We start from the raw sequence: 22870 nt of genomic DNA on the forward strand, positions 1-22870 counted from the left end.
CTGGAACTCGCCCCGCGCGGTGCCAGGCCTCTTTGCGCAGCACGGCTCCGTTGACGTAGCGCCGTGACGCGCGGTATGACGGCGTGGCGGTGACGCGGGTGTGTGACGCGGTGCCGCCAGGTGCGGGTGCGTCACGCGGTGAGGCGAGGGTGTGGTGCGAAGAGACCGGCGTTCGAATCGAATCGGCCTAGCGTCCCGCTGTAGGTCCCTGGATCGGTTCATCCTGTGCCTGGCGTGGACCTCCGGCGCGCAACGGCACACCGACGTCATGCAGGTGCCTCAGCGCCTCGCGGTACGAGGCGACCAGCCCGGTCTCGTGATACGGCACGCCGATCTCGGCGCAGTAATCGCGGACGATGACCTGGGCATGCCGCAAGTTCGGAGTAGGCATGCTCGGGAACAAGTGGTGCTCGATCTGATAGTTCAGCCCGCCGAGGGCGATATCGGTCAACGCGCCGCCACGCACATTGCGCGAGGTCAGCACCTGCCGGCGCAAGTAGTCGGGCCGGTCGCCACCGGTGAAGGTCGGCATCCCCTTGTGGTTCGGCGCGAAGATGCACCCCATGTAGAGACCGAACAGCGCCTGATGCACCGCGAAGAACGCAAAAGCCTTGTCGGCGGGCAAGATTGCGAAGAGCGCGCCCAGATAGACAGCGAAGTGGCCGAAGAGCAGCGCCCCCTCCAACACGCGATGCTTGACCGCCCGGTTCCGAAGCGCACGCACCCCGGCCACGTGCAAATTCAACCCCTCCAACATCAGCAGCGGGAAGAACAGAAACGCCTGCGCCCGCCCGATCAGCCGTGGCAGCCCGCGACTACCGCGCGCCTGCCGCTGCGACCAAACCAGAATGTCGGGCGCGACATCGGGATCGAGCTCCTCATGATTGGGATTGGCGTGGTGCCGGGTGTGCTTGTCCTGCCACCACCCGTACCCCAGTCCGATCCCCGCATTCCCGACGACCCGACCCACGATCTCGGTCGGACGCCGAAGCCGAAAGACCTGGCGGTGCGCGACATCATGCATGACGAGCGCGACCTGAGCGAACGTGACGGCCATGAACGCCGCAATCAGAAGCGTCCACCACGAATCGCCGACGAGGACGAACGCCGCCCACCCTGCGACGAACGCGATCCCGACGAGGCTGAGCCGGATCGCGTAATAGACAGGCCGGCGGTTCATCAAGCCCGCGTCGGAGACTCTGCGCAGCAGACGGGCGTAATCACCCTCGACGCCGGTGCGGCGCGATGATCGTGGGGATGACTCGGAAATCAAAGCCGATGTTGTCATGCTTCTTCCTGGGAGCTTCGGGGACGCCACGCCCACCCGCACCATCGACGGACCGACGTCGTTCGACGACACACTGTGACCGCGATCAGGCGGAGCGGCGATTTCGATACACCGAAGCTATCCGCAGAATTCTCGTTCCTTCTCATCCCCTGGTATGACAGAGAATTAGGCTGCGGTGTGGTACAGACGCTCCGTCGCGGACGAGGCTGCGCGTCACAGTTTCTCTTCGTTCTGCAGGCGCACAACAGCTTTCGTAGTGCGTTGAACGTCGGATCAAATTCAGGCGCATCCACACATCGCGGAGGCGTTCCTTTCGCCGAGCTGTCCGGGCATAGTCGACGGCCACGTTCTCAACCGCACGTTGTTCAACGGAACCGACGGCAGTCGCCCTCCGTCCAACAGTCAGAAGTGTTCAACCCTCACGCAAGGAGCGCGATGACCGACTTCCAAGTCGTACCCGACGATGTGGACAAGTTCAGCGGCGCCATGCGTGCTCTCGCGGGTCAGGCAGGCGCCGCAGGCACCCACGTGACGAAGTGGTTCAACCTCTCGGACGCGGACACCGGCATATTCGTCGAAGTCAAGGGGATCATCGAGCATATTCGGCAAAACCTCGAGGACAACTACAAGCATCTGCAGACGCTGGCCGACAACTCCGCGACCGAACTCGCCAAAGCCGCCCAACTCTACCGCACAACCGACTACGAACACGCTCGGCAGCTCGACGAGACGTATCCAGGGAATGCGCGATGACCCGCCCCGAGGAGAAGCTGGTCGACCCTCAGGCCGAGGATCCGATGCCGGGCCTGGTGTCGTTCATCGCCGGCGGCAACTTCGTCTCCCCCGCCTATTACATCTCGACCACGATCAAAACCCTTGTCGGCTTCGACATCTACGGCTGGGCAGGAGAGAAGGTCAACGGCGACTGGGAGGCGGTCGCGAAGGCCGCCGGAGCCGCGGGCAACCTGAGCCGCTTCAATTCGGCGTATGCGGAGTCGATCAACACTCAGTGGCAGCAGACCGCCGGCGCCACCTGGCACGGTCACGCCGCGGAGAGCTCGGAGACCTACTTCAAACATCTCGCTGCCTGCGTCGAGTTCCAAGTTCGCCCGCTCGAAGAGATCGAACGGCAGCTGACGAATATCAGCACCGGCATGCGGGAACTGGGCCGACGCGTCGGGGATTTCCTGCAGGACATCTCCGATATGGCCCTGCTCTGGCTCGCGTCGCAAGCGGCCGAGGCGGTTCTCGCTTCCAGCCTGGTCGGCGCTCCCGCTGCCGCGGCCCAAGCCGCAGTGTCGGCCGCCTATCTGGTCCAGATCGTGGCGAAGGTGGGCCAACTCATCAAACTCGTCACCACCGCGTACAAGGCCATATACGGGATGATCGGATTGCTGAACGCACTGTCGCGCCAAACAACACCGGAAAACCTACCCGCGCTGCCGACTTCGACGTACGACCATCCCGGGGTGTGATCGTATGGAAAATCCGTCCGAATTCAGCTTCGACGTGGCCCACGGCGATATCGCAGTGTCCCGTCAACTGCGCCGTTCCCTCGAGACGATCAAATCCGCCGTCGCCGATCCCGATCTTCGGAAACAACTCGACGATGTACTGAGCGGCCGCCGCAGCATGCGAGACTTCGGTACTTCCGACGCCTTCGCGGGCATCATGGACTCCGTACCCGCGAGCCAGCTGAGCCGAGCTCTGACAATGCCGGAAGACGAGCGTCATGCTTTGGCCCAGGTCGGAGAACAAGAACTCGAACGTCTGCGCAGCGATCAGTACGAGACTGTACCCCCTCTGCCTCCGGAGAACGAGGTCCCGACTCCCCCGAAAGATACTGGGAGTCCGGGGATCCCACGAACCAGGAAGCCGGACCGCGAACAGCTGTACACGCCCGGCGAACCGGACGAGGACGACAGCTATTTCCAACAGCGACGCAACCGAGGATGGCTGGAGTGAGCCCCCGATCCGACGTGCAAACCGATGTCGCAGTGCGGATTCGCCTCCGCGAAGACTTCGCCGAAGACCCCGATTTCGATCCGCAGGAAACGTTCGTCCTGCAACTGGCCGACGAACTACCCGACGTATGCACTCGTCACGGCGAGACCGCAGTCGAACAGCGCAACAAGGACTTCGACTTCAGGCCGAAGACGGGCCGGCGTTCTCCGGAACAACAGTGGATACAGCGGACCCCTTCATACGAAGTTCGATTTCTGCTGCGAGGTTTTTACCGCATCGCCACGTTCAGATGGGTCGAGGTCAACCCACCATCCACCGTCCTCGAGGGAACGTGGCCGATCTGCGCGAAATGCAAACGCACAAGCCAGATTTGCCAGTACACCGGACATGCGATCGTTCTACTAGGCCTCGCCACCATTCTCGTCATCCTCGCAGCCACCCAAACAACGACCTCCGACCACCTTCCCGTACCCCTTGTGCTGGCCGTCTTCCCGGGATGGGGGTTGTTCGGTCTGGTCGCCGCATACTTGCTCTACCGCCGCTCGACAACATTCGTATTGTTCAGGCCCATAGTTGATCTCGGGTCGGCGCGGATCAGAGCACACCCGCGATTCGCGGAGGCGTTCGAATCGCGGGGAACGGTTTCGGGCCGAGGATAGTTCCCCTCAACTCGGTCGTGGGCTGGCTCACTTGCGCGCGATGGACGAACCATCCGTGGAGTACATCAGGCCGTACTCAGCGGAGTAAGCGGGCGCAGATGTCGCCAGTTTGAACGGCGATCCATTGTCGTCCACCAAAATCGAGCTGGGTTTTCCGCCAACTGTAACGTCGACATAGAATTCCCATTCGTACACGCCGATCGGCGCCTGGCGGATCCAACCGTCACCTAACCCACTGACCTTATTCCGTACTTTTCGATACACAGACGGATACGTGGGCCCATCAGCACCCGACCATCCGACTTCGATATCGAAAACAGCAGGCTCTCCTCGCCCGAGCGACACGTAATGTTCGGCAAAGTACTTTCCGCCGTGCCCTTCCCAACAGTACGCGACCTGGTCCGATAAGGAATCGACTTCCGAGTCGGCCTGCGGATCGACATACCCGCACCCTTGTATCGGAAGCCCCTCTCCTTGCGATGAAACGTCGATCTCAGTGCCGCCCAACGGGTTAGGATCGTACCTGACTGTGTGGACACGTAGGCCGGTGACCACAGCAGTACTGTCACTGTTCCCGACCAGTATCAGTTCGGCTCGATAATTATCAATTTTGACACCGCCCTGAGATTTGATCAAATTCACGATATCGGCAGGTGTGATCACAGAGGGCTTCGACGGTACGTCATGCGGAAGCGCGAACATTCCGTCTGTGCCGGTACGCAGGGCCGGATCAGTTTTCACCGAGATCGTAACCGGTTCGACTTCTCCTTGCGAAGGCTCAGCGGGATTCCACAACATCGCTCCGACGATAACCAGGACGGCGACGAAGGTCAGGGACGCCCACCGTGCGCCCCGGGGAAGTTTCCGGTTCGAACCGGACCGCGCCGGACCGGTGAGATCAAAATAGAAATTCGTTTGTGTGTTGCCGTCTCCGACGGCCCCGATATTCGCATTTCTGGCACCAATTCTGGCGTTGACCCGGTCGTCCATCCCGTGCGCGCGACGACCACGAAACCCCATCGTCGGACGGTGCATTTCGATCACCGCGACCCGGGTCAGTCGCCCGACCGGGAACCGAAGACGTTGTACTGCTGATTCCTGTCGCCGATGGCACCGATATTCGCCCCACGCACATCGATCATGTACTTGCCTGCCCGGCTGCCCGAGGGATCGGCCACCTCCAGTACCTTCCGGGCCGCGGCCAGCACCTGCTCGTCCACGACCGCACCGGTGTCGGTGAGCAGCTTGGTCATTGGCGCCTGCCACGTATCCGGGTCCGACTCGTGCTCAGCCAGTACCATCTCGGCTTTCGAGTCTCCGCCGAAGACCCTGACCAACAGACTCTTCAATCCGCGATAGGCGTCGGCAACGGCTGTCGACGCCGCGTCTCCGACCCCTTTCGCCGCGCCGATGGACAACGCCGCGACGATCACCGTCACCGGATCCATCCCACTACCTCCCCAATGGCAGCCCCCGGAACAAGACCCGGGCTCACACCACTCAATCAAGCACCGCCCGGATCCGACAAGGGGTTAGAGCAACATAACTGGCGGTCTGCTACCGACCCGAGCGTTGCATCCGGATCTGCGATGCGCGGACCCTAGTGGCACTCGCCGGCACCGTAGCTGTCCCAAGAGGGCCGGCGTTGTCGCAGCCACCTGCGCCGTTGCGTTGGCTACTACATCACGAAAGTTATTCGAATACCGACAAATTCGAGATTGACGAAGCACACGCCATGCCGGTTCAGGTCGAGCGCACCGAGAGACAGCGACCACCTCGGGCACCGTCCGGCCCGCGGCTCTACCGGCTACGCTCGATGTACCTGATCTCATCGACCAGATCGACCACGCGCGCCGGCAGCACTCCACTGATCCCGGCCGCCTGGATCGCTGCGGTGAGACATTCGTCGACAACGGCCCGATCGAATACCCGCAGGACCGGCTGTGCTGAATCGTTGATGGGCACGCCGGCCCGCTCCGCGGTGATCACCTACTGCCAGAGCCTAGTGAACTCGAGGGATGCGTCCTGAAAATCTGCGATCCATTTCGCTTCAGGCTCATCGTCACCAGCGTGGCCGGTCGCCCAGGCACAGCTGGACAGCACATCCGAACCCGGTACGGCGCAATCATTTTCGTCTATCAGAAATGCGGCAACGGCACTCTCGCCGGCCGGCCGCTCGTCGGAACTGTCGGGATCGGGATCGAAACGCCGCGACAAGACCTCGAAGACTTCGTCGAGTCGGTAGATCCCCACATACACGATGTGACGCCACGCCAGGTTGGGACCCAAGGCGAGGCGGGCCAGTTCATGGTCCGGATCCCACGGCAACGGTTCGTCGGCCTCCACTTGAAAGACCCGTTGCTGCCGATCGGGTCGGTCCACCCGTTGCGGACTGAACATCTCCACGGCCTGCCAGAACTCGACGATCGTGCCGCCCCGCTCGTCTTCCCCACCCACCACCCGACCTCACTCCATCGGCAAGGTCGCCCAGTGGCCACCGATGGTAGTCACGGTCCGCCCGTATCGCCGAAACGATCAACGGTGCCGGATCCGCCTCGGCGACGACACTCATGCGGATCGCACAAAGACATTCGAAGCTATTGCGAATCATGACCGAACGTGGATGGCGCGCCGGCTCAGGCGTTCGACAGTGGTGAGGCGGAGAGTCGTGGACCGACCACACCGGCCGAGAACGGGTTCATGGCTCGGCAGAGCGCTACGCAGGCGCAGCGTTGCCAAACCGGGCATTGCTGATCTAAACCTTCATACTCTGTAACACCGCTCACAGCTACGGCTATCTCATACAGGCATGCGCGAGCCACACACCCTCCGGACCGCCACGGGAATTGTCTTGCGCCTCAACGAGATGAGGGAGCGTGACCAATCCACCGAACACCCTTCAGGCGCGGAGGTCATAGGACTGGCCCCGTCTGCCACCCGGCGCTCGAGAACGCCGGTCCCGCCGCCACACCGCACCGATCCGGCATCCTCAACTGCCCGCGTTGATTCGTGCCGATTGGTCGGCGATCGATGTCGTCCGCGATCCGCCATCGGCAACGAAACTTTCGGCTCCTACCTGGGACGATCCTCCAGCCGACGCATCTCGCCCCTGCTTCGAAGCTCGAGATCGTACCCGGGGATGAACCCAAATCTCGTCCTTGCAAACAGAATCCACCACAGAACATCGCCTGATCCTCAAATTCAGGCGCCACACCGGGAGGCACGAGCCCATGTCCAACACGCTCGACCGAATCAACATCATCGCAACCAAACTCCGCTCGACCCAGTCGTCGATCGTCACCGAGGAAGCGACAAAGAACGCACTCGTCATGCCGTTCATCGCCCAGGTGCTCGGTTACGACGTGTTCGACCCTTCCGAGGTCGTGCCTGAATTCGTTTCGGATGTCGGGACCAAGAAGGGCGAGAAGATCGACTACGCGATTCTCCGGGACGGCGCCGTCCAAATCCTGATCGAGTGCAAGAAAATCGCGGAGCCGCTCAACATCAACCATGCCTCCCAGCTCTTCCGGTACTTCTCCGTCACGTCTGCCAGGATCGCGATTCTCACCAATGGTCGTGAATACCAGGTTTATACGGACGGTGACCGTCCGAACATCATGGACTCGAAGCCGTTCCTGGTGTTCGACATTCTCGATATGGACAACGTTCTCGTTCCCGAGGTGGCGAAGCTGTCGAAGGAGTCGTTCGACCTCGACTCCATCGTAAGCGCCGCCGAAGAACTCAAATACATCGGTCAGGTCAAACGCCTACTGGCACAGGAGATCAAGCTCCCGACCGATGACTGGGTACGGTACTTCATCGCCCGCGTCTATGAGGGGAAGGCAACTCAGAAGATCGTGGACCAGTTCCGGCCGCTGGTTACGAAGGCCGCAGCGCAGTTCGTCGCCGACCAAGTGAGCGACCGGTTGAACAACGCGCTCGGCGACAATACGAGCGCGGTCATCGCGGCGCCTTCCGAGGCTCCTGCGGCGGCGGCTCCGCAGGCCCCCGAACCGGAAACACCAGTCACCGATGACGGTGTCGTCACCACAGAGGAAGAGCTTGACGGCTTCAATATCGTTCGCGCGATCCTCGCCAAGGATATCGACCCGACCCGGGTCTGCTACCGCGATGCGAAGGCATACTTCGCGGTGCTCCTCGACGACAACAACCGCAAACCGATTGTGCGCCTTCACCTCAACGGAAAGAGCGTCAAGTTCGTCACGACGTTCGAGAACGGGAAAGATGGGGAACGACATGACATCGGCAGTGTTGTCGATCTGTATCAGCACGCGGATCGGCTGCTCGCGACGGTGAAGAACTACGGGTGAAGCTCCAGTCGGCTGCGGCTGGATGATCTGTCACGAGGCGAGGGGTCGCGGAAATAGCGGCCCGTCTGACAGGAACCGCCGCGTATGGGGCCGAACCATCGACCGCCGCCAGGCCACGTACCGACTACCTCCCAGCCCGCCTGCACCCGCAACTGTCGGCCGAGTCCTTTCGCCGAGCCGCGTCACTCCCCAGCCGACAGTAGCGACAGCTTTCTCGGCTTCTGTCCCGCACCAGGCAAATCCGGACTCCGGATACCTCCCATCATCGAATGACACGCGATCATCGGTAACACCGCGAGGACAGGAATCACCAGAGCTGTTCTGGAATCAGAACTGTCCAGACCTGCCCCGTCGCGAAGGGAATGGTCGTTCCAGCGGGGTCTGTATAGGTTGTGCCCGCCTCCGGGGAGGGACGGTCCCACACGGCCGGGAACGCTTGGCCGTCGCGAAGTACGAGGGCCTGACCGCTCCCGGTCGTATGGGCCAGAGGTGAGACGCTACCCGCCACGTCGCTGATGGCCGAGTTCTGCACTTGCACACTCTGCAGCACGACCGTACTTGCCGTGAGCTGTCCGGTATCGGCAGCGGTGTAGGCAGCACCATCCATGGACACCAGCCAGCCGTGATCGCTGGGTGACCAGTCGAAGCCGATCGCCGCAGCCGGATACCGCGCTTCCTCATGTTGCGTGGGCCGGCCGCCGGCAGGCGCAGGACCGAAGTGCAGTTGCGAAGCCTCCGGCCAGCCGCCGCCTTCGGGCAACTGATCGGGGCGGACGAACAGGTTGTGTGGCGCGGCGCGACTGTAATCGCGGAAGTACGCCGCGGGTTGCAGATCGGCCGAGGCGTTCTGGAGCGAGGAGGAATCGAGGGCGGGAATCAGCTCGGGTGCGGAACCAGAGGATGCCAATGTCGGGTTACCGAACTGGGCCAACAGCGTCAGGTCCGTTTCCCGCGCACTCCGGACGGGCCCGATCACCGGGGGTTTCTGTGTCGAGAACACCGCGGCCAGCCGACTCAAACCACCCTCGACCGGCTCGACGTAGACCACATCGGCGGCTCCGAGCCCTACCGGGGGCCGTGCCTGCGGGCTGTTGTCTATCTTCGCGACCAGCACGGGCACCCCAACCCGGGAGGGTGGGGGCGAGTCAGGTGCCGCCTGCTCGGGTCCGGTGCGGGCGCCGCTACCAGTGCCGGTGCGAGCGCCGGTGCCGGTGCCGGTGCCGGTGCCGGTGCCGGTGCCGGTGTTGGTGCCGCTACTGCACGCGAACGTAGTGCACATTCCCAAGGTCATCAGGAACGCGGCAATCCACACCCACCATCGCTGTTGCATAAGGCAAACCTCTAGCTACCAATTTACGCGCACTTGACCACTCGGGCCGGTCGTTGGTTGAGGCTTATGCCCCTGGCGAGCGCCCGTAGAGCCACCCCGACGACGCGCGTCGCGTGGGCACGGACCGTCCGCGGGCGGTGAGGTGCTCGCCTGTAATCTCACGATCATGGTGGACACCCCCTTCGGTCGAGTCATCACGGCGATGGTGACCCCCATGCACGCCGACGGCTCGATCGACTACGACGGCCTGCAGAACCTCGCCGTTTACCTCGCCGACCACGGCCATGACGGATTGCTGGTCAACGGGACCACGGGCGAGTCCGCCACCACCACCGACGAGGAGGACTACGCCTGCGTGCGGGCGGTGGTCGAGGCCGTGGGCGACCGTGTCCAGGTGATGGCCGGCTGCGGCACCAACGACACCGAGCACTCCACTCGTGCGGCGCGCGAGATGGTCGCCTGCGGAGCGGACGCTCTGCTCGTCGTCACCCCGTATTACAACAAGCCGCCGCAGGACTGCATCCTCGAACACTTCCGTCTGGTCGCCGAGGCCGGCGACGGTGTGCCCGTCATGCTGTACGACATCCCCGGCCGGACCGGGACGGCGCTGAGCACCGACACCATCCTCCGAGCGGCCGACATTCCCGCCGTGCGCGCCGTCAAAGACGCCAAGGGTGATTTCTTCGAGGCCAGCCGGATCATGTCGAAGACCGACCTGCTCTGGTACTCCGGCGACGACGTCGTCAACCTGCCACACCTCGCGCAAGGCGCTACCGGCATCGTGTCGGTGGTCGGTCACGTGGCGGGCGATCGCTACGCGGAGATGATCGCCGCCGTCGACCGCGGCGACCTGGCTCGGGCACGGGAAATTCACCGGCGTCTCATCCCCGCCGTCGACGCGATCATGCACGTCTCGCAGGGCGCCATCCAGTCCAAAGCCGCGATGAAAATGCTCGGCGTCATCTCCTCCGATGCGCTGCGCATGCCATACCGGCAGGGCCCGCCGGAGCATCAGCAACGTCTGCGTGCCGGGCTCGAGGAATCCGGTCTGTTGTAGACAGGCACGCGAACATCACTGTGTGGCAGGCGCGTCCTGTTCTTGCCGATCGTCGATCTGCGCTCGGCACAGATTAGGTTTCGTCCGAACTTCGCGAAGCGCGTGGCCCAGCAGGGAACAGTCTCGGGCAGAGGGGAACCGCCGGTCGCACAGGCCAATGGCTTGTCGTGCCGCCCCGATCTTGCCGGGCTTGCGGCTCGTCGAAACATCTTGTCTCCCCGCGGAACCGTTCCGGATTTACGTGCGTCTTCTTCTTCGAGCGACCATGACGTCCGCTCGCCTGCCGACATCCCGTCGTCAGGCGGTCGGCAGACGAGGAGGTGTCCGGTGGCCGGGCTGTTGCAAGTTGATATCGAGGCGCTGGGCAAAGCGGTTCAGCTGCTGCGCAATTCGGAGCAGCTCCTGAACGATGCCATGAAGGCTATGGCCCACGACGGCCATACCGATATCGGTACGAAATCCCTCGATGACGCCGCTGACAGCTTTCAACGCAGGTGGCATTTCGGAATCCAGCGCATCGGCGAGGCTGCCACCACGACCGCGGATGGCATATCTCAGTGCCACGACACATATCAGCAGGTTGATTCGCAGTTTGCCCAGCTGATCGCACAGACGACCACCCCCGCGTCACCCCAAGCGGCTGCACCGGAGACACAGGCGTGAAGGCGGCCGCAAACCCGTATCCGAACTTGGGGTTCAACCCCGTCCCCGGTGCAGCCGACCACGTGGCCGGACTACGAGGGCAGATCAACTCGGCATACGAGGGCGTGAAGGAGACCAACGGCCTGCTCACACGCCTGCGCAACAGTAACGACAGCGTCTGGGTCGGAGATGGCGGCGACGCCTTTCGCGCATCTTTCGATGCCACACTCGCGCAGGACCTCGGCTACGCACAGAATTCGCTCGAGCGCGCAGTTGGTCTGCTCGACGAATGGCACACCGGCCTGGTGGCTTACCAGGAAAACGCGAAGGGCCTGGAGACCGAGGCGGCCGCAGCTCGCAGCGAACACTCCAAGGCCCAGGCCGCTCTCCAGCAGGCGCAGGCCAATCCCGATCTGGGACTGGCCAATACGAGCTTTACCGACCAGAACCAGTTGGCTGATGCCCAACGCCGGTTGAACGCCGCAACTGCGTGGGTTCGGTCCGCCGGTACCGCAGTAGGCGATACGCAAGCGACCATCGACGCCCTCATCAAACGGGCACACGATCTGGAAACCGAGCACGGCGGGCTCGCGAAACGGATCGCCGCCGAATTGGATGCGGCCGCCAAGGATTTCGCGCCCAGTCCGCCCGACAAGAGCATCTGGGACACGATCACCGACGCGGTGAAAAACGTCGGCAAGTGGATCGATGACCACCGGAAAGGCCTACACGAAGCTCTCTCCATGATTTCGGCCGTCTCCGGCTTGCTGGCAATCGTCACGCCACCACCGATCGATGCGATCGCACTGGGTGTGTCACTCGCGGCAGGCGCCGGCGCCCTGGCCCTGGACGCGACCGACGCCGACATGCGCGACGCTCTGTTGCACGGCAGCTGGGAGGAGAAGCTGAAGGCTGCGGGAACCATCGGAGGCGATGCGATGAGCCTCATCCCGGGTGCGGGGGCACTGGGAAAGGCCGGAAAGGTCGCGCTTCTCGGCGACGCGGCAGGGGACGTCGGCCGGTTCGAGGGGATGGCGCGCGCTTGGTCCGAATCAGCGCACGCACCCGGCTGGCTCAATCAGAAGACGATCGACGGCAATTGGTTCGGACTCGCCGACAAGATCAACGACTCCGGCGTGGCAACGGGCGTCCACAAAGTACTGCAATTCACCAATGTGGAAGGGGCGCACAGCATCCCCGATCCTGCGGTCGCGTTGAAGGTCTTGAAGGGGGTCAAGACCTCGGTGTCCGATATCGGACACTGGGGCTACAACCAATGGCGAGAGGACTGATAAGTGCAGGAGCCGATCGGCTCGGCCGCCGAATACGAACTCGCCGTCGAGATTCCTCCTGGATATTTCGAACTCCCCCTCCACAACATCGATCATCGTCTCGATGCGGCTCTTCCGTTTGTCGAGAAGTTCAGCGACGGGATGCCGGCGGAGGCCGTCGCCGACGTCGTGGGCACTTTGAAATTTCTCCTCACTGCGCTGGTCGCCGGCAATACTCGCTATTGCGGACTCGGACAGCATGTCTCGGACACGGGGGAACGTGTCGCCTCGTGGCTGGTGATTTCGGTGATGAAGTACGGCCAACCGCGGAGTCCTCGACTGACTCTGGGCGATATCGCGACCGCGAAGAAGTTGGAGGATGCATCCCTCATCGTTGAGCCGGTCGACATCGAAGGCCGACCCATCCTGTTCGCAGAGTCCATCCGGACAGAACCGCAACCCGAAATCACTGATCTCACAACAGAATCTGGTTCCGCGGCAGTCTTCCAGCTCGAGGCCTTCATCCCTTCCGAAGATGGGACCACCATTGCCGCCATCGAGTTCTCGACCGTATCGATGTCCGAAGGCCCGAACTTCCGGGAAATGTTCTTCCTGCTCGCGGCATCGGCGAAGCTCGATAAGACGCCAAGCCGGCCCTCCACGCTGAACATGTGAAACGAAGGTTGATCGCCGATGGAAAGTCCCCCCGATCAGGTGTCCATGCAACAATCGAGTCCGGCCATCGAGTGGCCCGCTACCCGCGCCGCCCTGCGAAGGAACTGGTTCTTCCGCTGGCCGCTGCTACTCATCGGCATCGCGTGCGGCGGTCTGTGTCTCCTGCTCATCAACGAGTTCGACCGGCCGGGGATCCACGGCGCGGAAAGAATCGGCCGACTGCTCATCTCCCCGACCGCCGTCATATTCACGATATGCACGATCGTGGGCGGCACCTTTGTCTGGATCGGACACCGGCGCCGAAGGTCGGTCAAACGCTACGCCTGGACAAGATGGAAGATCCAATACATCAGGGCAGGACGAAATGAATGGGTGATGTTACTCGATCCCCACCGAAACCCTGTCTCGACCCTCATCCTCAGCACCTGGCCGAAAGATCTCGGAAAGTTGGTCGACCACAACACCCCGGAGATTTGGTTCGCTGGCGATCCGAAAAAGTATGGAGTGATCTCCCGGCCCGGCGGCGAGGATCTGCGCTACGCCTATTACTCCAAGGCAAGGCAGCCACCGCGGTTCACATTCACCGATCGCGCCGAGGGACCGCGGAGCGGACAAGAGCACTCTGCGACAGCCGGTAACGCTGGTTACCAACTGAGCCGCGAAAATGGCACACTCGTCATGAAGTCGCCAACCGCGAAACCCACACCACCGCGCATCAGATACGGCAGCCTGCAGGATTCCGGCTATCCGTCTCCTCGCAAGCTGCGGCGAACGTGCGCGTTCATCGTCGACTTCGCGCTACATCTGCTGTCCGGTTTCGCGATAGCCCTGCTGGTCGCGCCCGGGTTCTCTCCGGAAGCGTTGCGCACCCACAATATTCAGCAGATCGAATTCAACCCGCTCATCGCCTTGTGCTGCTGGCTGGCGGCATCGTTCGTCGACCGCGTCGTCATCCAGTCGATCGTCCACACCACCATCGGTAAGTCCATCTTCGGCCTTGTCGCCATACAACCCGACACCAACCGCTATCCGACCTTCGGCCGACTCCTGGCCACCTGGCTGTTCCACCTCTATCTCCCGCTGGCCATCCTCGGCGACGGCATCGGCCCTGACGACGACGAAAACTACTTCATGACAGCCGTCCGGTGGCGGGATGTGCGCGAACGCAACCGTGTGGCAGGCCGACGCCCCGGCCAGCTATAGCGGCCGAGGTACGGGCTACCGCCGAGGACACTTGGGCAGGACTGTCGGCCACGACTGCCGAGACTCCGACATCGTTCAATTCACGCGACAAAGAATTCGTATTCTCCCGACCGATATCCGAGCAACCAGAACCCGGGGACATAGTGCGTACCGTGTAGTCAGGGGATCATTCACTACCTCTCGCCCCCGTCACGACCATGTTCACCAGGCGCTCGGTATGCGGCGTCGGGGCCCGGCGGTCCAATCACCTTGTGCGAGAACAAGACATGACTCAACGCAGCCCCGGTCAGCAGATGATCAACCGCTTCAACGATGCACCTGCGCCGCGCTGCGTCTGATGCGGGGGTGTCTCCGAACCAGGCTCTATCGCGACCAGCTGGATGCCGGCTGAGTACGATTCCTGGCCCAACACGACGGCGACCTGAAGTCCGCGGCGATCAGGAACCTGGCACGGCCGACAGGGAGCCGATGACGTTCAGCGGGTGGGGCTTTCGTGGCCGGACGTTGTGCACAGACGCTCGGCCAACGTGAAGAACACGCCGAAATTGCGGATTCGGCTGACGGCGACTGTCGGCGGGTTCAAACCGCCTCCGGTGACATCGACGACGACTACGCCCTTTTGAACCGAAACTCGCTGGATCGAGCTCCAGGGTATCGGCTTTCCTCGGTAGCCCAGCTCGGTCCGTGTCATCCACACGTCACCGAACTCCACTCGCCTTCCCGCCTCGAGCGCGGCCCAGGTCGAAGGCGCCTGCGCCTCGAACACACCGTCCTGAATCGCACGACTCCAATCCTGGGGGTTCGCCAGGATGCCGTCCATCCGGAATTCCGAACCATCGAGATCGACGAGGTCGTAGCGATATGCGGTTCGCAACACGCGCTTCTCACCGACGCGGTGATAATCGGTCGTCGCGTGCAACAGCGAGGTCCGGTCGTAACGAACGACACGCAGCCCACTTGCCTGCGTGTAGATCAGACCTCGGGCGTAGAGATCGAGTCGGACGCCACGATTCCTGTCGTAGTACGGCCGGCTCTTGATCACGTTTCCCACCAGAGCCAACGCGAACCCTACGGCGAAGATTCCGGTGAGAAACCACCAGTTGCCGTTTATCGCAATGCCGATCACGGTCGCCACGACGAGGACGGGGGCAGCGATACCGAGGAACTGCATGTTCTTACGGTGTTCCGGATGCACGGCCGGATGAGTGGAACGATGTGCGCCGAGATCCGCTTGCGCTGCGGCTCGTTCGATCTGTGCCAGCAACTGCGGATCTTCGCGATCCCGGACAGCCGTATCGGACACCTTGCCCCCTCGATAGATGTATTGCACTCGGCTGCAAGGCTATCCGACGAGCGACGTGTCCCGGCGGCCTGCGGGACGGTCAGACCTCAGCTACGTCTGTCGATGGGAACCGGAGCACCTCAACCGCGGCAGGTGGTTCCGTCCCGCCGGCGGACTCGATCATCGTTCCACGACCCGGCGTCCTCACGAGCGAATCGGCGGTGACCTGCCCATTTCCCGATTGCGCTCGTACATCATCGCGATGGACGGCCGGTCGACGGATCGTTTAGCATCGCTCCATGAGCGACAGCGGGGGGAACGTTCCAGCGTCTGGCCAGGGATTTTCGGTTGTCCCGGAACAGGTGCGCGACGTCGGCACGTACATCTACGGGCTGGCCGACACCTTGTCCCAAGCCTTGGATTCCGCAGCCAAGGACGTCGCCGAACTACTGAACGGCAGCTGGACCGGCGACTACGCCGACGAGTTCTCCGAAGGTTGGACGGAGGTGCACGACGGCGGGCGCCAGATATTCGAGGCATTGGCAACGATGGCGGAGAAGCTGGGTGTCACCGCGGAGACGTTCCGGTCGGTCGACGCCGACAGCGCTGCGGCACTGAATATCCCGACATTGAACTGGTCCTAGCCATGGCGTCGCAGTTCTCGGTCGACCTCGATCATCTCGACCAGATCGTCACCCGCCTGGCCGGACTCGCGGGCTTCATCGGTGACCACCTCACCGATATCGAACAGCGCGTCGCATCACTGCAAGGCAGCGGCTGGGAAGGCGTCGCAGCCCAGGCCTATGACGACGCTCACCGCGAATGGATCAGCGGCGCAAAAGAACTCGTGGACGGCGTTCGCGAGATGAGCGACGCTGCCAAAGAGGCGCACGCCGCCTACACCCGCGCGCTGGAGCTCAACCGCCGCATGTTGCAGAGCGGGCAATAGATGAACGTCGACTGGCAGACCTACTACGAGGCCGCCAAGAAATGCCATCAGCTTGCCGACGAACTGCGTAAGGCCGATAAACCGGTCCACGACGCGGTCAAAGGCACATGTGTCGGTATGGCCGGCGATGCCACGGGATGCGCGGAGTGGGGAAAGACCTACGACGACGCAGCCCGCAAGACATTGCAAGCGTCCGCCAGCCTCGCGAATGCGCTCACCAACTACGGCGCGGTCCTGTACGCCCAGGGCTACAACTGGGGCATCGCAAACAAATCCACACCAGCCCCGCCGAGGCCCCGTACCGATCAAGTCGGCGAATACACGGTCAACATCCCCAGTTCGGTCCACGACAACGGGCTCGGATTCGAACACGGCGGCGGAGTCACAGCGTTCTTCGACAAGCTTGTAGCGCAGGTTATAGAGAAGTTTCACAAACTTCCCAATGGCGACGCCGCGAAACTGGAAACTGCGCACGGGGTCTGGAATACCTTCGCCGCCCATGAAACCGTCACCGGCGCCGCAGCGCGGATCTCGGCCATCTCGGGCTTGTTCGATGGCATGGACGACGCTACCAACCGGCAACATATCCAGGACCACTTCGCAACCCTCGAAACCGGTGCCGACTCCGTGGCAACCGCCGCGCTGAACGTCAGCGCCCCGATCGGCAAGTATCACGACGCCACACTCTCGTTCGGCCAGGACACAGCTCATAAGATCAATTGGCTCGAGGCAGGTGTCGCCGCTGCCGCTGTCGCCGGTATAGCCCTTGCCATCTTCACCGTCGGTATGTCCGTCGAGGTCTCGGGCGAAGCCATCGCAGGTGCGGTCACAGCCACCATCGGCGCCATCGAGGAATCCTTCTCCGCCAGCGCCCTCGCAGAAATCTTCGGCTACACCGCCCTGGTGGCCGCCGCGGCAGTCACCATCAAAGCCTTCGACGCCGTTCCAAGCGACCTCGAAAAGGTCGCCGCCAATCTCGCGGCCATCATCGCGATGAAGGTCCTCATCGATGGCGGCGAACACCCGCAATCCTCCGACGAGCCCGACTTCCGGCACAGCGAATACACTCAGGCCGAGATCGAGGAGTTCATCAACGGGCATACCGGAAATGGCGACCCGACGATGGACAGACCGACCCCTGCGCAGGTCCACGACGCGCTGGAACACGGAACACCGGAGCCGATGGGAGACGGGCGCACTCCAGAGCAGGCGGAGCAATTTGTCTATAAGGGAATAAAAGTCGTCGTCAACTACGAATTGCCCTGGAAGTCCACAGCATGGAAGCTATGAGGAGATCGTGACAGATATCAACGGCGGTGGAGCTGTTCATTTTTCCGAGACTGAACGCGCAGAGCTGGACAATCGTTCGGTTACGCTTGCGTCGGGCGATCGGCGCGATGCGATCCGATTAGCCGATTCCTGGGCTGCGCATATCGAGAAAATTGACAACGACAGGTCATTGCCCTGGTCCGATCGCACCGTTTGGAACGAATATGACTTCTGCGCAGCCTTGACCATACGCGACTACCTGGACACAGCGATCGACCTCCTGCCCCCACCGCTGGCCGACAAGGTCTCGAGATACGCATCCGCGACCGATAACCGATACCGGTCCATTACGGTCGAGGATTCAGGAAAACGGATGTCCGCGGTCGCAAAGATTGATCCGAGCACACGTAAATGGTGGTGGTATCGCGTGCCGGATTCCGGACCCATCCTGGAAGACCTTGCTCGCTGGGATCGCTTCGAGAACTCGCAATAGCTGGATCGAACGCGCCCGCCTCAGCATCACGGCAGCGGATGGTTCCGGAAAAGCTGCCACATGCGATTCCGCACATCGGCCCCTCGGTCGCCGCTCGGCCAATCGTGGCTGCCTGCTTTGTATTTGCGCCATACGACGTTGGCGCCCTGCTCGCAGGAATACCGGTAGCCTTCCGCCACTTCGGGTCCGGTCTCGGTGGCGGCGTCGTTGCCGCAGCCGATGGTGCCGCGCCACTGGAGGTGCGCCGCGTAGACCGGCGCCTGGGTGAAGTCGTTGTCGGCGGTGAAGAAGCCGAAGGAGAGTTTGCGGATCGGGACGCCGTCTTCGCAGCCGCCGTGCGAGCCGCCGGCGTACATCGCCACCGCGCCCAGTTGCGCTGATGCGGCGCAGGCCATGCGGGAGGTCATTTGGCCGCCGTTGGAGTGACCGGTCATGTAGACGCGCTTGGTGTCTACGCAGCGGTAGCCCTCGATATCGGCGATGACCTTCAGCAGGAAGTCCACGTCCGTTCTGTTGCCGTTTTCGAAGTACCAGCTGCGGTTGGGTTCGGGAACGTCTTTCTTGCCACCCAGCGGGTAGGCGACGATGAACTTCTGCTGCGCGGCGAAAGGTGTCCAGCCGGACTGGTTCTCGTACGTAGTGGGGTTGCTCCCGCCGCCGTGGAGCGCTATCAGTAGCGGTGCGGCACCGGTCAGCCCACTGGGTACGCGAAGGAGGTAGGGCTGGCCGTTGATGGTGCGCGTCTCCGACGTGGCGGCCAGCGAGCACGCTGCCGGTGAAGCATTCGGCTCCGCTGGAGCCGACTCGGCCACGGCGACCACGCTCGGCATCGCCAGCGCGAAGAGGGCAGTGATGACTGTTACGGCTCGAGATACGGGTCCGTACGTAGGGATGCGATGCAACGAATACTCCCGCCCCACAGGAAAATTGAATTACTACCGTTCAAAACTATCGCAGTGCGGGTTGGTTCGCTGAGGTTCGACGCCATTTGTGACAGTTCCCCGAAGCGCCCTCGATGGATCAGATTCCCCCGGACGTCCAGGACGGTGAACCTCCGGAATCGGCTACGTCTTTTCCGGACTGGCACACCGGCAGGTATTTCTCGAAGACCACGCCGCGCTCCCGCAGGGCGGCCAGGGTGGCCTCGATATCATCGACGTAGAGGGCAACTGCTGCCGCAGCAGCAGCGCTTCCCGCGCGCGATCACCGAAACGACCACCAAGGCGATGCGGCCAATCCCTGGATAGTCGAACGGGCCGCAACCAGGGCGGGCAGCAGCCCCCGGCTCGCGGCCCCTCCGCAGGTCTCATCCTCGCGAGCAGGCGGTCCGCACACCTGCAAACCCTGCAGATCCACTCCGAAACACAAACACTTCACACTATGCTGGCCCGAACGCTGAAACATGATGCAGTTGGTCGAGAGGAACCCCATGAAACGACTAGCCGTCCTCGCCGTCGCAGTCGCCGCCTTCGGGATCGCCCCGGCCGGGACGGCCGGCGCTGGAACCGGAATCCCCTTGGAGTACAACAACACCGACGAGATCACGGCGAACGAGTCTGTCGTCCTGCAAACCGGTTCGACGGTGATCGATCTGCTCGCGTACATCGGCGCGGGCTGCATGGGCAGCTGGAGTCCGGCTCCGCCCGCGCACTGCCTCTGATGATTCGACAGCGTCACGCGCCCGGCCGCACCGACCTCGCTCCCACCCGCGGCGCTCTGAGACAATAGGGATGTGAGCACCACCATCAGCCACAAGAGTGGACATCGACTCGGCGACCCGACCGGCGCCGCGACTGGGACAGCGGCGCTCGTCGCACGGTAATTCGATGTCTGACCAGGAAGTACCGGGATCGCGATCCGCTCCGAAGAACACCGGGGCGGGCGCGCCGAAGGTCGTCCAGCTGCCGCGGCGTCCCCGGCGGGTGGCCGACGACGCCGCCGAGCCTCCGCGTAAGACGTGGCGTTCGGAGGGCGGCCGCGGCCCCGATCCGGCGCCGACCCGTCCCGTCATGCGAGCGGAATTGCAGCGGGAGACGGGATCGTGGCCGATGGATTCGGGCGCGGCGTGGCACGGCCCCGCGGTGGCCGATAAGGGTCCTGCGACGGATGACGCCAGCCCCGCCGATCAGGATGCGAGTGTCGTCGACCTCGACGAATTGCGACGGAAACGGGCCGGTGAAACTGCCCCGGCCGCCGGCATCCGGCGCATCGCCAAACCGCGCCGAATCGGCAAAGGTGCGAATGATCGATCCGGCGTCGACGGCGACAACCGCGACGGCGCTCAGGATTCTCCGTCGACCGACGAATATACCGGCCGACACCGCAGGTAGCCCAGGGACGCGTGCGACCACGCAGCCGAGATCGCTGCGCCACCAAATTTGTTCCGTTTGCCCGTTTTTGGCGTTTTGACTACCCTCAGACCACCATCGAGGGCACGGGGGGACGGTCATGGATCTGCATCAACTTCGGTACGCGAATCCGGGCAGCTGGCAGGCCGCGGCCGATGATCTGCTGGCGGCGGCCAAGGATTGCGAGGAGGCCGTCGCCGAGATCCATGCCAACGGATCGCGGCGGCTCGAGGAATCCTGGACCGACTATCTCGGCGAGATCGTGCGCGGGCGGATTTCCGATGTCACGGGGAAGTTGGAGGAGATCGGCGTCCTGTTGCGGGGCGCCGTCACCGCGCTGGACACATTGGAGGATGCGGCTCGGATCGCGCAGGCCCAGGCCGGGTCGGCGATCACGGCGGGAACGGTCGCGGGCCTGGAACTCGACGGCGACGTTCTGGTCGTGCCTGCCGGGCATCACGATCCGGAGACCGCGGCGGATGACTGCCGCCGGTACAACGCGCTGATCAAGGATGCGATCGATGCGGCGGATCGCGCCGACCAGGAAGTCGCCGGCGCGCTGCGCAGACTGAATATCAACGTCGACACCAGCTCGCTCGATGATGCGCTGAAGCAGCAGTCCGCGGCGGTGGCCGACGCGCTCGACGCCATTCGCGAGACCCTGCCACAGGGCCGGCCCGCCGACGTGGTGAAGGCATGGTGGGACTCGCTGGCCGTCGATCGGCGCAAGCAGCTCATGTTGGCGGTGCCGGTCGAACTCCACGATCTCAACGGGATTCCCGACAGTGTGAAGAAGGAACTCGAAGGTTCCAACGGCTACAACGCGGTCAAGGCGGTGCAGTTCGCGCGCGACCACGCGAACGATACATCGATCGACAAATTCCAGAACAACTGCGCGAACTTCGTTTCCACCACTCTCGCGTCGGCCGGCCTCGATTACAAAGGCACCCTGACCACCGATTCGGACGGCTGGAACCGCAGCCGGGCGGCGGGAATCAACTTCGATCCGCCGGGGCCCGGATCCCTGCAGGGACTGAGCCACAGCGACACCTGGTTCAATGCCGAGAAGCAGAAGAACTTCTTCCTGAACAACGGGGCGGAGGAGGTCGGCACGGCCGGGGCGAAACCCGGTGATCTCGTGTACTGGGAGCACACGCAGAACGTCGGCGACTACAAGCCGGGCGAAGCGCACCACACGGCGGTCGTGACCGCGGTACTTCCCAACGGTGACATCCTCTATTCCCAGCACACCACCAACGGGAAGGATTTCAGCCTGACCGACCGGATCGGATTCTCGAATCAGGACGGCGGCACCCAGAACGTCCGGATCATTCGGCCGAAGGAGACCTGGTAGTTGAAACGCCCCACGATCGTGTCCGCAGCACTCTTCCTCGCCTGCTTCGCATCTGCCGTCCTCCTCTTGGCGGTCGCCGATCACAAGCTGGATGAGCGGGCCGATGCTCTTCTCGAATCGCATTGTGCGCGAACTATTCCCGTTCCGACGGCCGCCACCGCCGCGAGCTGGGCCGCGACAGTTCTCTTGATCTGTGCTGCCGCGGCGGCAGTGGTGTTCCTCGTGTCCGCCACTCGTTTCTCCTCGACGCCGGCAAAGGTCCTCGGGATCGTTGTCGCGGCTTCGGCGGTGATCATCGGTATCGGTTACGCACTGGTCGTGGGATCCGCACTGCTGCAACCGGATACCGATGAACCGATCTCGCCTCGCTACCATCCGTGCGAAGCGTTCTTCTGACAGGGCTTCACCATGACAGACGTCTGTATCGACCCCGCGGCCGCACAACAGGCCGGGGTGGACATCTCCACCAACAGCAACGAATCCCGCGCCCGGGTCGAGCAACAATTCGACGAGATCGAACCGGCGCGGCAAGCGAACGAGGGCTGGCAGACCGGTCCCGCGCTCGTCGATTTCGCATCGGCGCGAAAGCAGGACATCCTGTCGAGCCTGACGGAGCTCGAGAGCATCGGCAAGAAGATCGTCGAGGTCGTCAGCGCGCGAACGAGTGTCGACGAGCGGTACGCGACCAGTCTCGGTCGAATCGGTCAGGCCGTGGACTCCATGTCCGAATAACAGTGGTTGCGCGATTCTCGAC

General features: G+C 62.9%; 27 protein-coding genes. 19 read left to right on the plus strand and 8 right to left on the minus strand.

Annotation, left to right across the window (positions count from 1 at the left end; all coding sequences use genetic code 11):
• Positions 1–187 precede the first annotated feature (187 nt).
• A complete protein-coding gene (locus NMI01S_RS19715) occupies positions 188–1288 on the minus strand; it encodes a fatty acid desaturase family protein (RefSeq protein ID WP_062999231.1) in 1101 nt (366 codons plus the stop codon).
• A 435-nt stretch (positions 1289–1723) separates the two neighbouring features.
• On the opposite strand from NMI01S_RS19715, the gene NMI01S_RS19720 reads away from it, so the two are divergent.
• Genes NMI01S_RS19720 through NMI01S_RS19735 form a run of 4 tightly spaced genes read left to right on the plus strand, consistent with a single transcriptional unit; the run spans position 1724 to position 3912 of the window.
• Positions 1724–2041, plus strand: a complete 318-nt coding sequence (locus tag NMI01S_RS19720; protein WP_062999233.1) for a type VII secretion target — start codon at positions 1724–1726, stop codon at positions 2039–2041.
• Entirely contained in the window at positions 2038–2763 is a 726-nt protein-coding gene (locus NMI01S_RS19725) for a hypothetical protein (protein ID WP_062999235.1), read from the plus strand. Before NMI01S_RS19720 ends, NMI01S_RS19725 begins: the two co-directional genes overlap by 4 nt.
• Positions 2764–2767: 4 nt before the next feature.
• On the plus strand, positions 2768–3253 hold the full coding sequence (locus NMI01S_RS19730; RefSeq protein ID WP_062999241.1) for a hypothetical protein: 486 nt from the start codon (positions 2768–2770) through the stop codon (positions 3251–3253).
• The gene (locus tag NMI01S_RS19735; protein WP_157126262.1) at positions 3250–3912 is read left to right on the plus strand and encodes a hypothetical protein; all 663 of its coding nucleotides are present in this window, start codon (positions 3250–3252) and stop codon (positions 3910–3912) included. The genes NMI01S_RS19730 and NMI01S_RS19735 overlap by 4 nt, the downstream gene beginning before the upstream one ends.
• Positions 3913–3939: 27 nt before the next feature.
• Here NMI01S_RS19735 and NMI01S_RS34955 read toward each other — a convergent pair whose 3' ends face one another.
• The 4 genes from NMI01S_RS34955 to NMI01S_RS19750 form a co-directional block, all read right to left on the minus strand.
• On the minus strand, positions 3940–4956 hold the full coding sequence (locus NMI01S_RS34955; RefSeq protein WP_157126263.1) for a hypothetical protein: 1017 nt from the start codon (positions 4954–4956) through the stop codon (positions 3940–3942).
• Between the two features lie 11 nt (positions 4957–4967).
• Complete coding sequence (locus NMI01S_RS19740; RefSeq protein ID WP_157126264.1) at positions 4968–5351, minus strand: Het-E N-terminal domain-containing protein; 384 nt, start codon at positions 5349–5351, stop codon at positions 4968–4970.
• Between the two features lie 361 nt (positions 5352–5712).
• Entirely contained in the window at positions 5713–5901 is a 189-nt protein-coding gene (locus NMI01S_RS19745; protein WP_062999247.1) for a hypothetical protein, read from the minus strand.
• Positions 5902–6372 (minus strand): hypothetical protein, encoded by a 471-nt coding sequence (locus NMI01S_RS19750; protein ID WP_062999248.1) that lies wholly within the window; start codon positions 6370–6372, stop codon positions 5902–5904.
• 770 nt (positions 6373–7142) lie between these two features.
• On the opposite strand from NMI01S_RS19750, the gene NMI01S_RS19755 reads away from it, so the two are divergent.
• Entirely contained in the window at positions 7143–8243 is a 1101-nt protein-coding gene (locus NMI01S_RS19755) for a type I restriction endonuclease (protein ID WP_062999249.1), read from the plus strand.
• A 307-nt stretch (positions 8244–8550) separates the two neighbouring features.
• Here NMI01S_RS19755 and NMI01S_RS19760 read toward each other — a convergent pair whose 3' ends face one another.
• A complete protein-coding gene (locus NMI01S_RS19760; RefSeq protein ID WP_062999250.1) occupies positions 8551–9573 on the minus strand; it encodes a DUF3048 domain-containing protein in 1023 nt (340 codons plus the stop codon).
• Between the two features lie 166 nt (positions 9574–9739).
• Between NMI01S_RS19760 and dapA the strand changes: the two genes are divergently transcribed.
• The 5 genes from dapA (at position 9740) to NMI01S_RS19785 (ending at position 14421) form a co-directional block, all read left to right on the plus strand.
• Positions 9740–10630, plus strand: a complete 891-nt coding sequence (gene dapA / locus NMI01S_RS19765; protein WP_062999871.1) for a 4-hydroxy-tetrahydrodipicolinate synthase — start codon at positions 9740–9742, stop codon at positions 10628–10630.
• 327 nt (positions 10631–10957) lie between these two features.
• The gene (locus NMI01S_RS19770) at positions 10958–11293 is read left to right on the plus strand and encodes a hypothetical protein (RefSeq protein WP_062999251.1); all 336 of its coding nucleotides are present in this window, start codon (positions 10958–10960) and stop codon (positions 11291–11293) included.
• Positions 11290–12564 carry a hypothetical protein gene (locus NMI01S_RS19775; protein WP_062999253.1) on the plus strand — a complete coding sequence of 425 codons (1275 nt, stop codon included), beginning with the start codon at positions 11290–11292 and terminating at the stop codon, positions 12562–12564. The genes NMI01S_RS19770 and NMI01S_RS19775 overlap by 4 nt, the downstream gene beginning before the upstream one ends.
• 3 nt (positions 12565–12567) lie before the next feature.
• Entirely contained in the window at positions 12568–13218 is a 651-nt protein-coding gene (locus NMI01S_RS19780; protein ID WP_062999255.1) for a hypothetical protein, read from the plus strand.
• An 18-nt stretch (positions 13219–13236) separates the two neighbouring features.
• Positions 13237–14421, plus strand: a complete 1185-nt coding sequence (locus tag NMI01S_RS19785) for an RDD family protein (RefSeq protein WP_062999257.1) — start codon at positions 13237–13239, stop codon at positions 14419–14421.
• Between the two features lie 475 nt (positions 14422–14896).
• Here NMI01S_RS19785 and NMI01S_RS19790 read toward each other — a convergent pair whose 3' ends face one another.
• Positions 14897–15751, minus strand: coding sequence for a DUF6585 family protein (locus tag NMI01S_RS19790; protein ID WP_062999259.1), 855 nt, complete (start codon positions 15749–15751; stop codon positions 14897–14899).
• Between the two features lie 251 nt (positions 15752–16002).
• Here NMI01S_RS19790 and NMI01S_RS19795 point away from each other — a divergent pair, with 251 nt between their 5' ends.
• The 4 genes from NMI01S_RS19795 to NMI01S_RS34960 are packed head-to-tail and all read left to right on the plus strand — an operon-like array spanning position 16003 to position 18414.
• A complete protein-coding gene (locus NMI01S_RS19795) occupies positions 16003–16347 on the plus strand; it encodes a WXG100 family type VII secretion target (protein ID WP_062999261.1) in 345 nt (114 codons plus the stop codon).
• Positions 16348–16349: 2 nt separating this feature from the next.
• Positions 16350–16652, plus strand: a complete 303-nt coding sequence (locus tag NMI01S_RS19800) for a WXG100 family type VII secretion target (RefSeq protein ID WP_062999263.1) — start codon at positions 16350–16352, stop codon at positions 16650–16652.
• On the plus strand, positions 16653–17942 hold the full coding sequence (locus NMI01S_RS19805) for a hypothetical protein (protein WP_062999265.1): 1290 nt from the start codon (positions 16653–16655) through the stop codon (positions 17940–17942).
• A gap of 7 nt (positions 17943–17949) precedes the next feature.
• A complete protein-coding gene (locus NMI01S_RS34960) occupies positions 17950–18414 on the plus strand; it encodes a hypothetical protein (RefSeq protein ID WP_157126265.1) in 465 nt (154 codons plus the stop codon).
• Positions 18415–18440: 26 nt separating this feature from the next.
• Here NMI01S_RS34960 and NMI01S_RS19810 read toward each other — a convergent pair whose 3' ends face one another.
• Positions 18441–19226 (minus strand): CE1 family esterase, encoded by a 786-nt coding sequence (locus tag NMI01S_RS19810; protein WP_167669919.1) that lies wholly within the window; start codon positions 19224–19226, stop codon positions 18441–18443.
• Positions 19227–19843: 617 nt separating this feature from the next.
• Between NMI01S_RS19810 and NMI01S_RS19815 the strand changes: the two genes are divergently transcribed.
• The 5 genes from NMI01S_RS19815 to NMI01S_RS19835 all read left to right on the plus strand — a co-directional run bounded on the left by NMI01S_RS19815 (position 19844) and on the right by NMI01S_RS19835 (position 22848).
• Complete coding sequence (locus NMI01S_RS19815) at positions 19844–20074, plus strand: hypothetical protein (RefSeq protein WP_062999269.1); 231 nt, start codon at positions 19844–19846, stop codon at positions 20072–20074.
• Between the two features lie 166 nt (positions 20075–20240).
• A complete protein-coding gene (locus tag NMI01S_RS19820; RefSeq protein WP_157126266.1) occupies positions 20241–20744 on the plus strand; it encodes a hypothetical protein in 504 nt (167 codons plus the stop codon).
• A gap of 118 nt (positions 20745–20862) precedes the next feature.
• Complete coding sequence (locus NMI01S_RS19825; protein ID WP_062999273.1) at positions 20863–22116, plus strand: amidase domain-containing protein; 1254 nt, start codon at positions 20863–20865, stop codon at positions 22114–22116.
• A complete protein-coding gene (locus NMI01S_RS19830) occupies positions 22117–22512 on the plus strand; it encodes a hypothetical protein (RefSeq protein WP_157126267.1) in 396 nt (131 codons plus the stop codon).
• Positions 22513–22524: 12 nt separating this feature from the next.
• Positions 22525–22848 carry a hypothetical protein gene (locus NMI01S_RS19835; RefSeq protein WP_157126268.1) on the plus strand — a complete coding sequence of 108 codons (324 nt, stop codon included), beginning with the start codon at positions 22525–22527 and terminating at the stop codon, positions 22846–22848.
• The last annotated feature ends 22 nt before the right edge of the window (positions 22849–22870 follow it).

It is taken from the genome of Nocardia mikamii NBRC 108933 (genome assembly GCF_001613505.1).
GTDB lineage: Bacteria > Actinomycetota > Actinomycetes > Mycobacteriales > Mycobacteriaceae > Nocardia > Nocardia mikamii.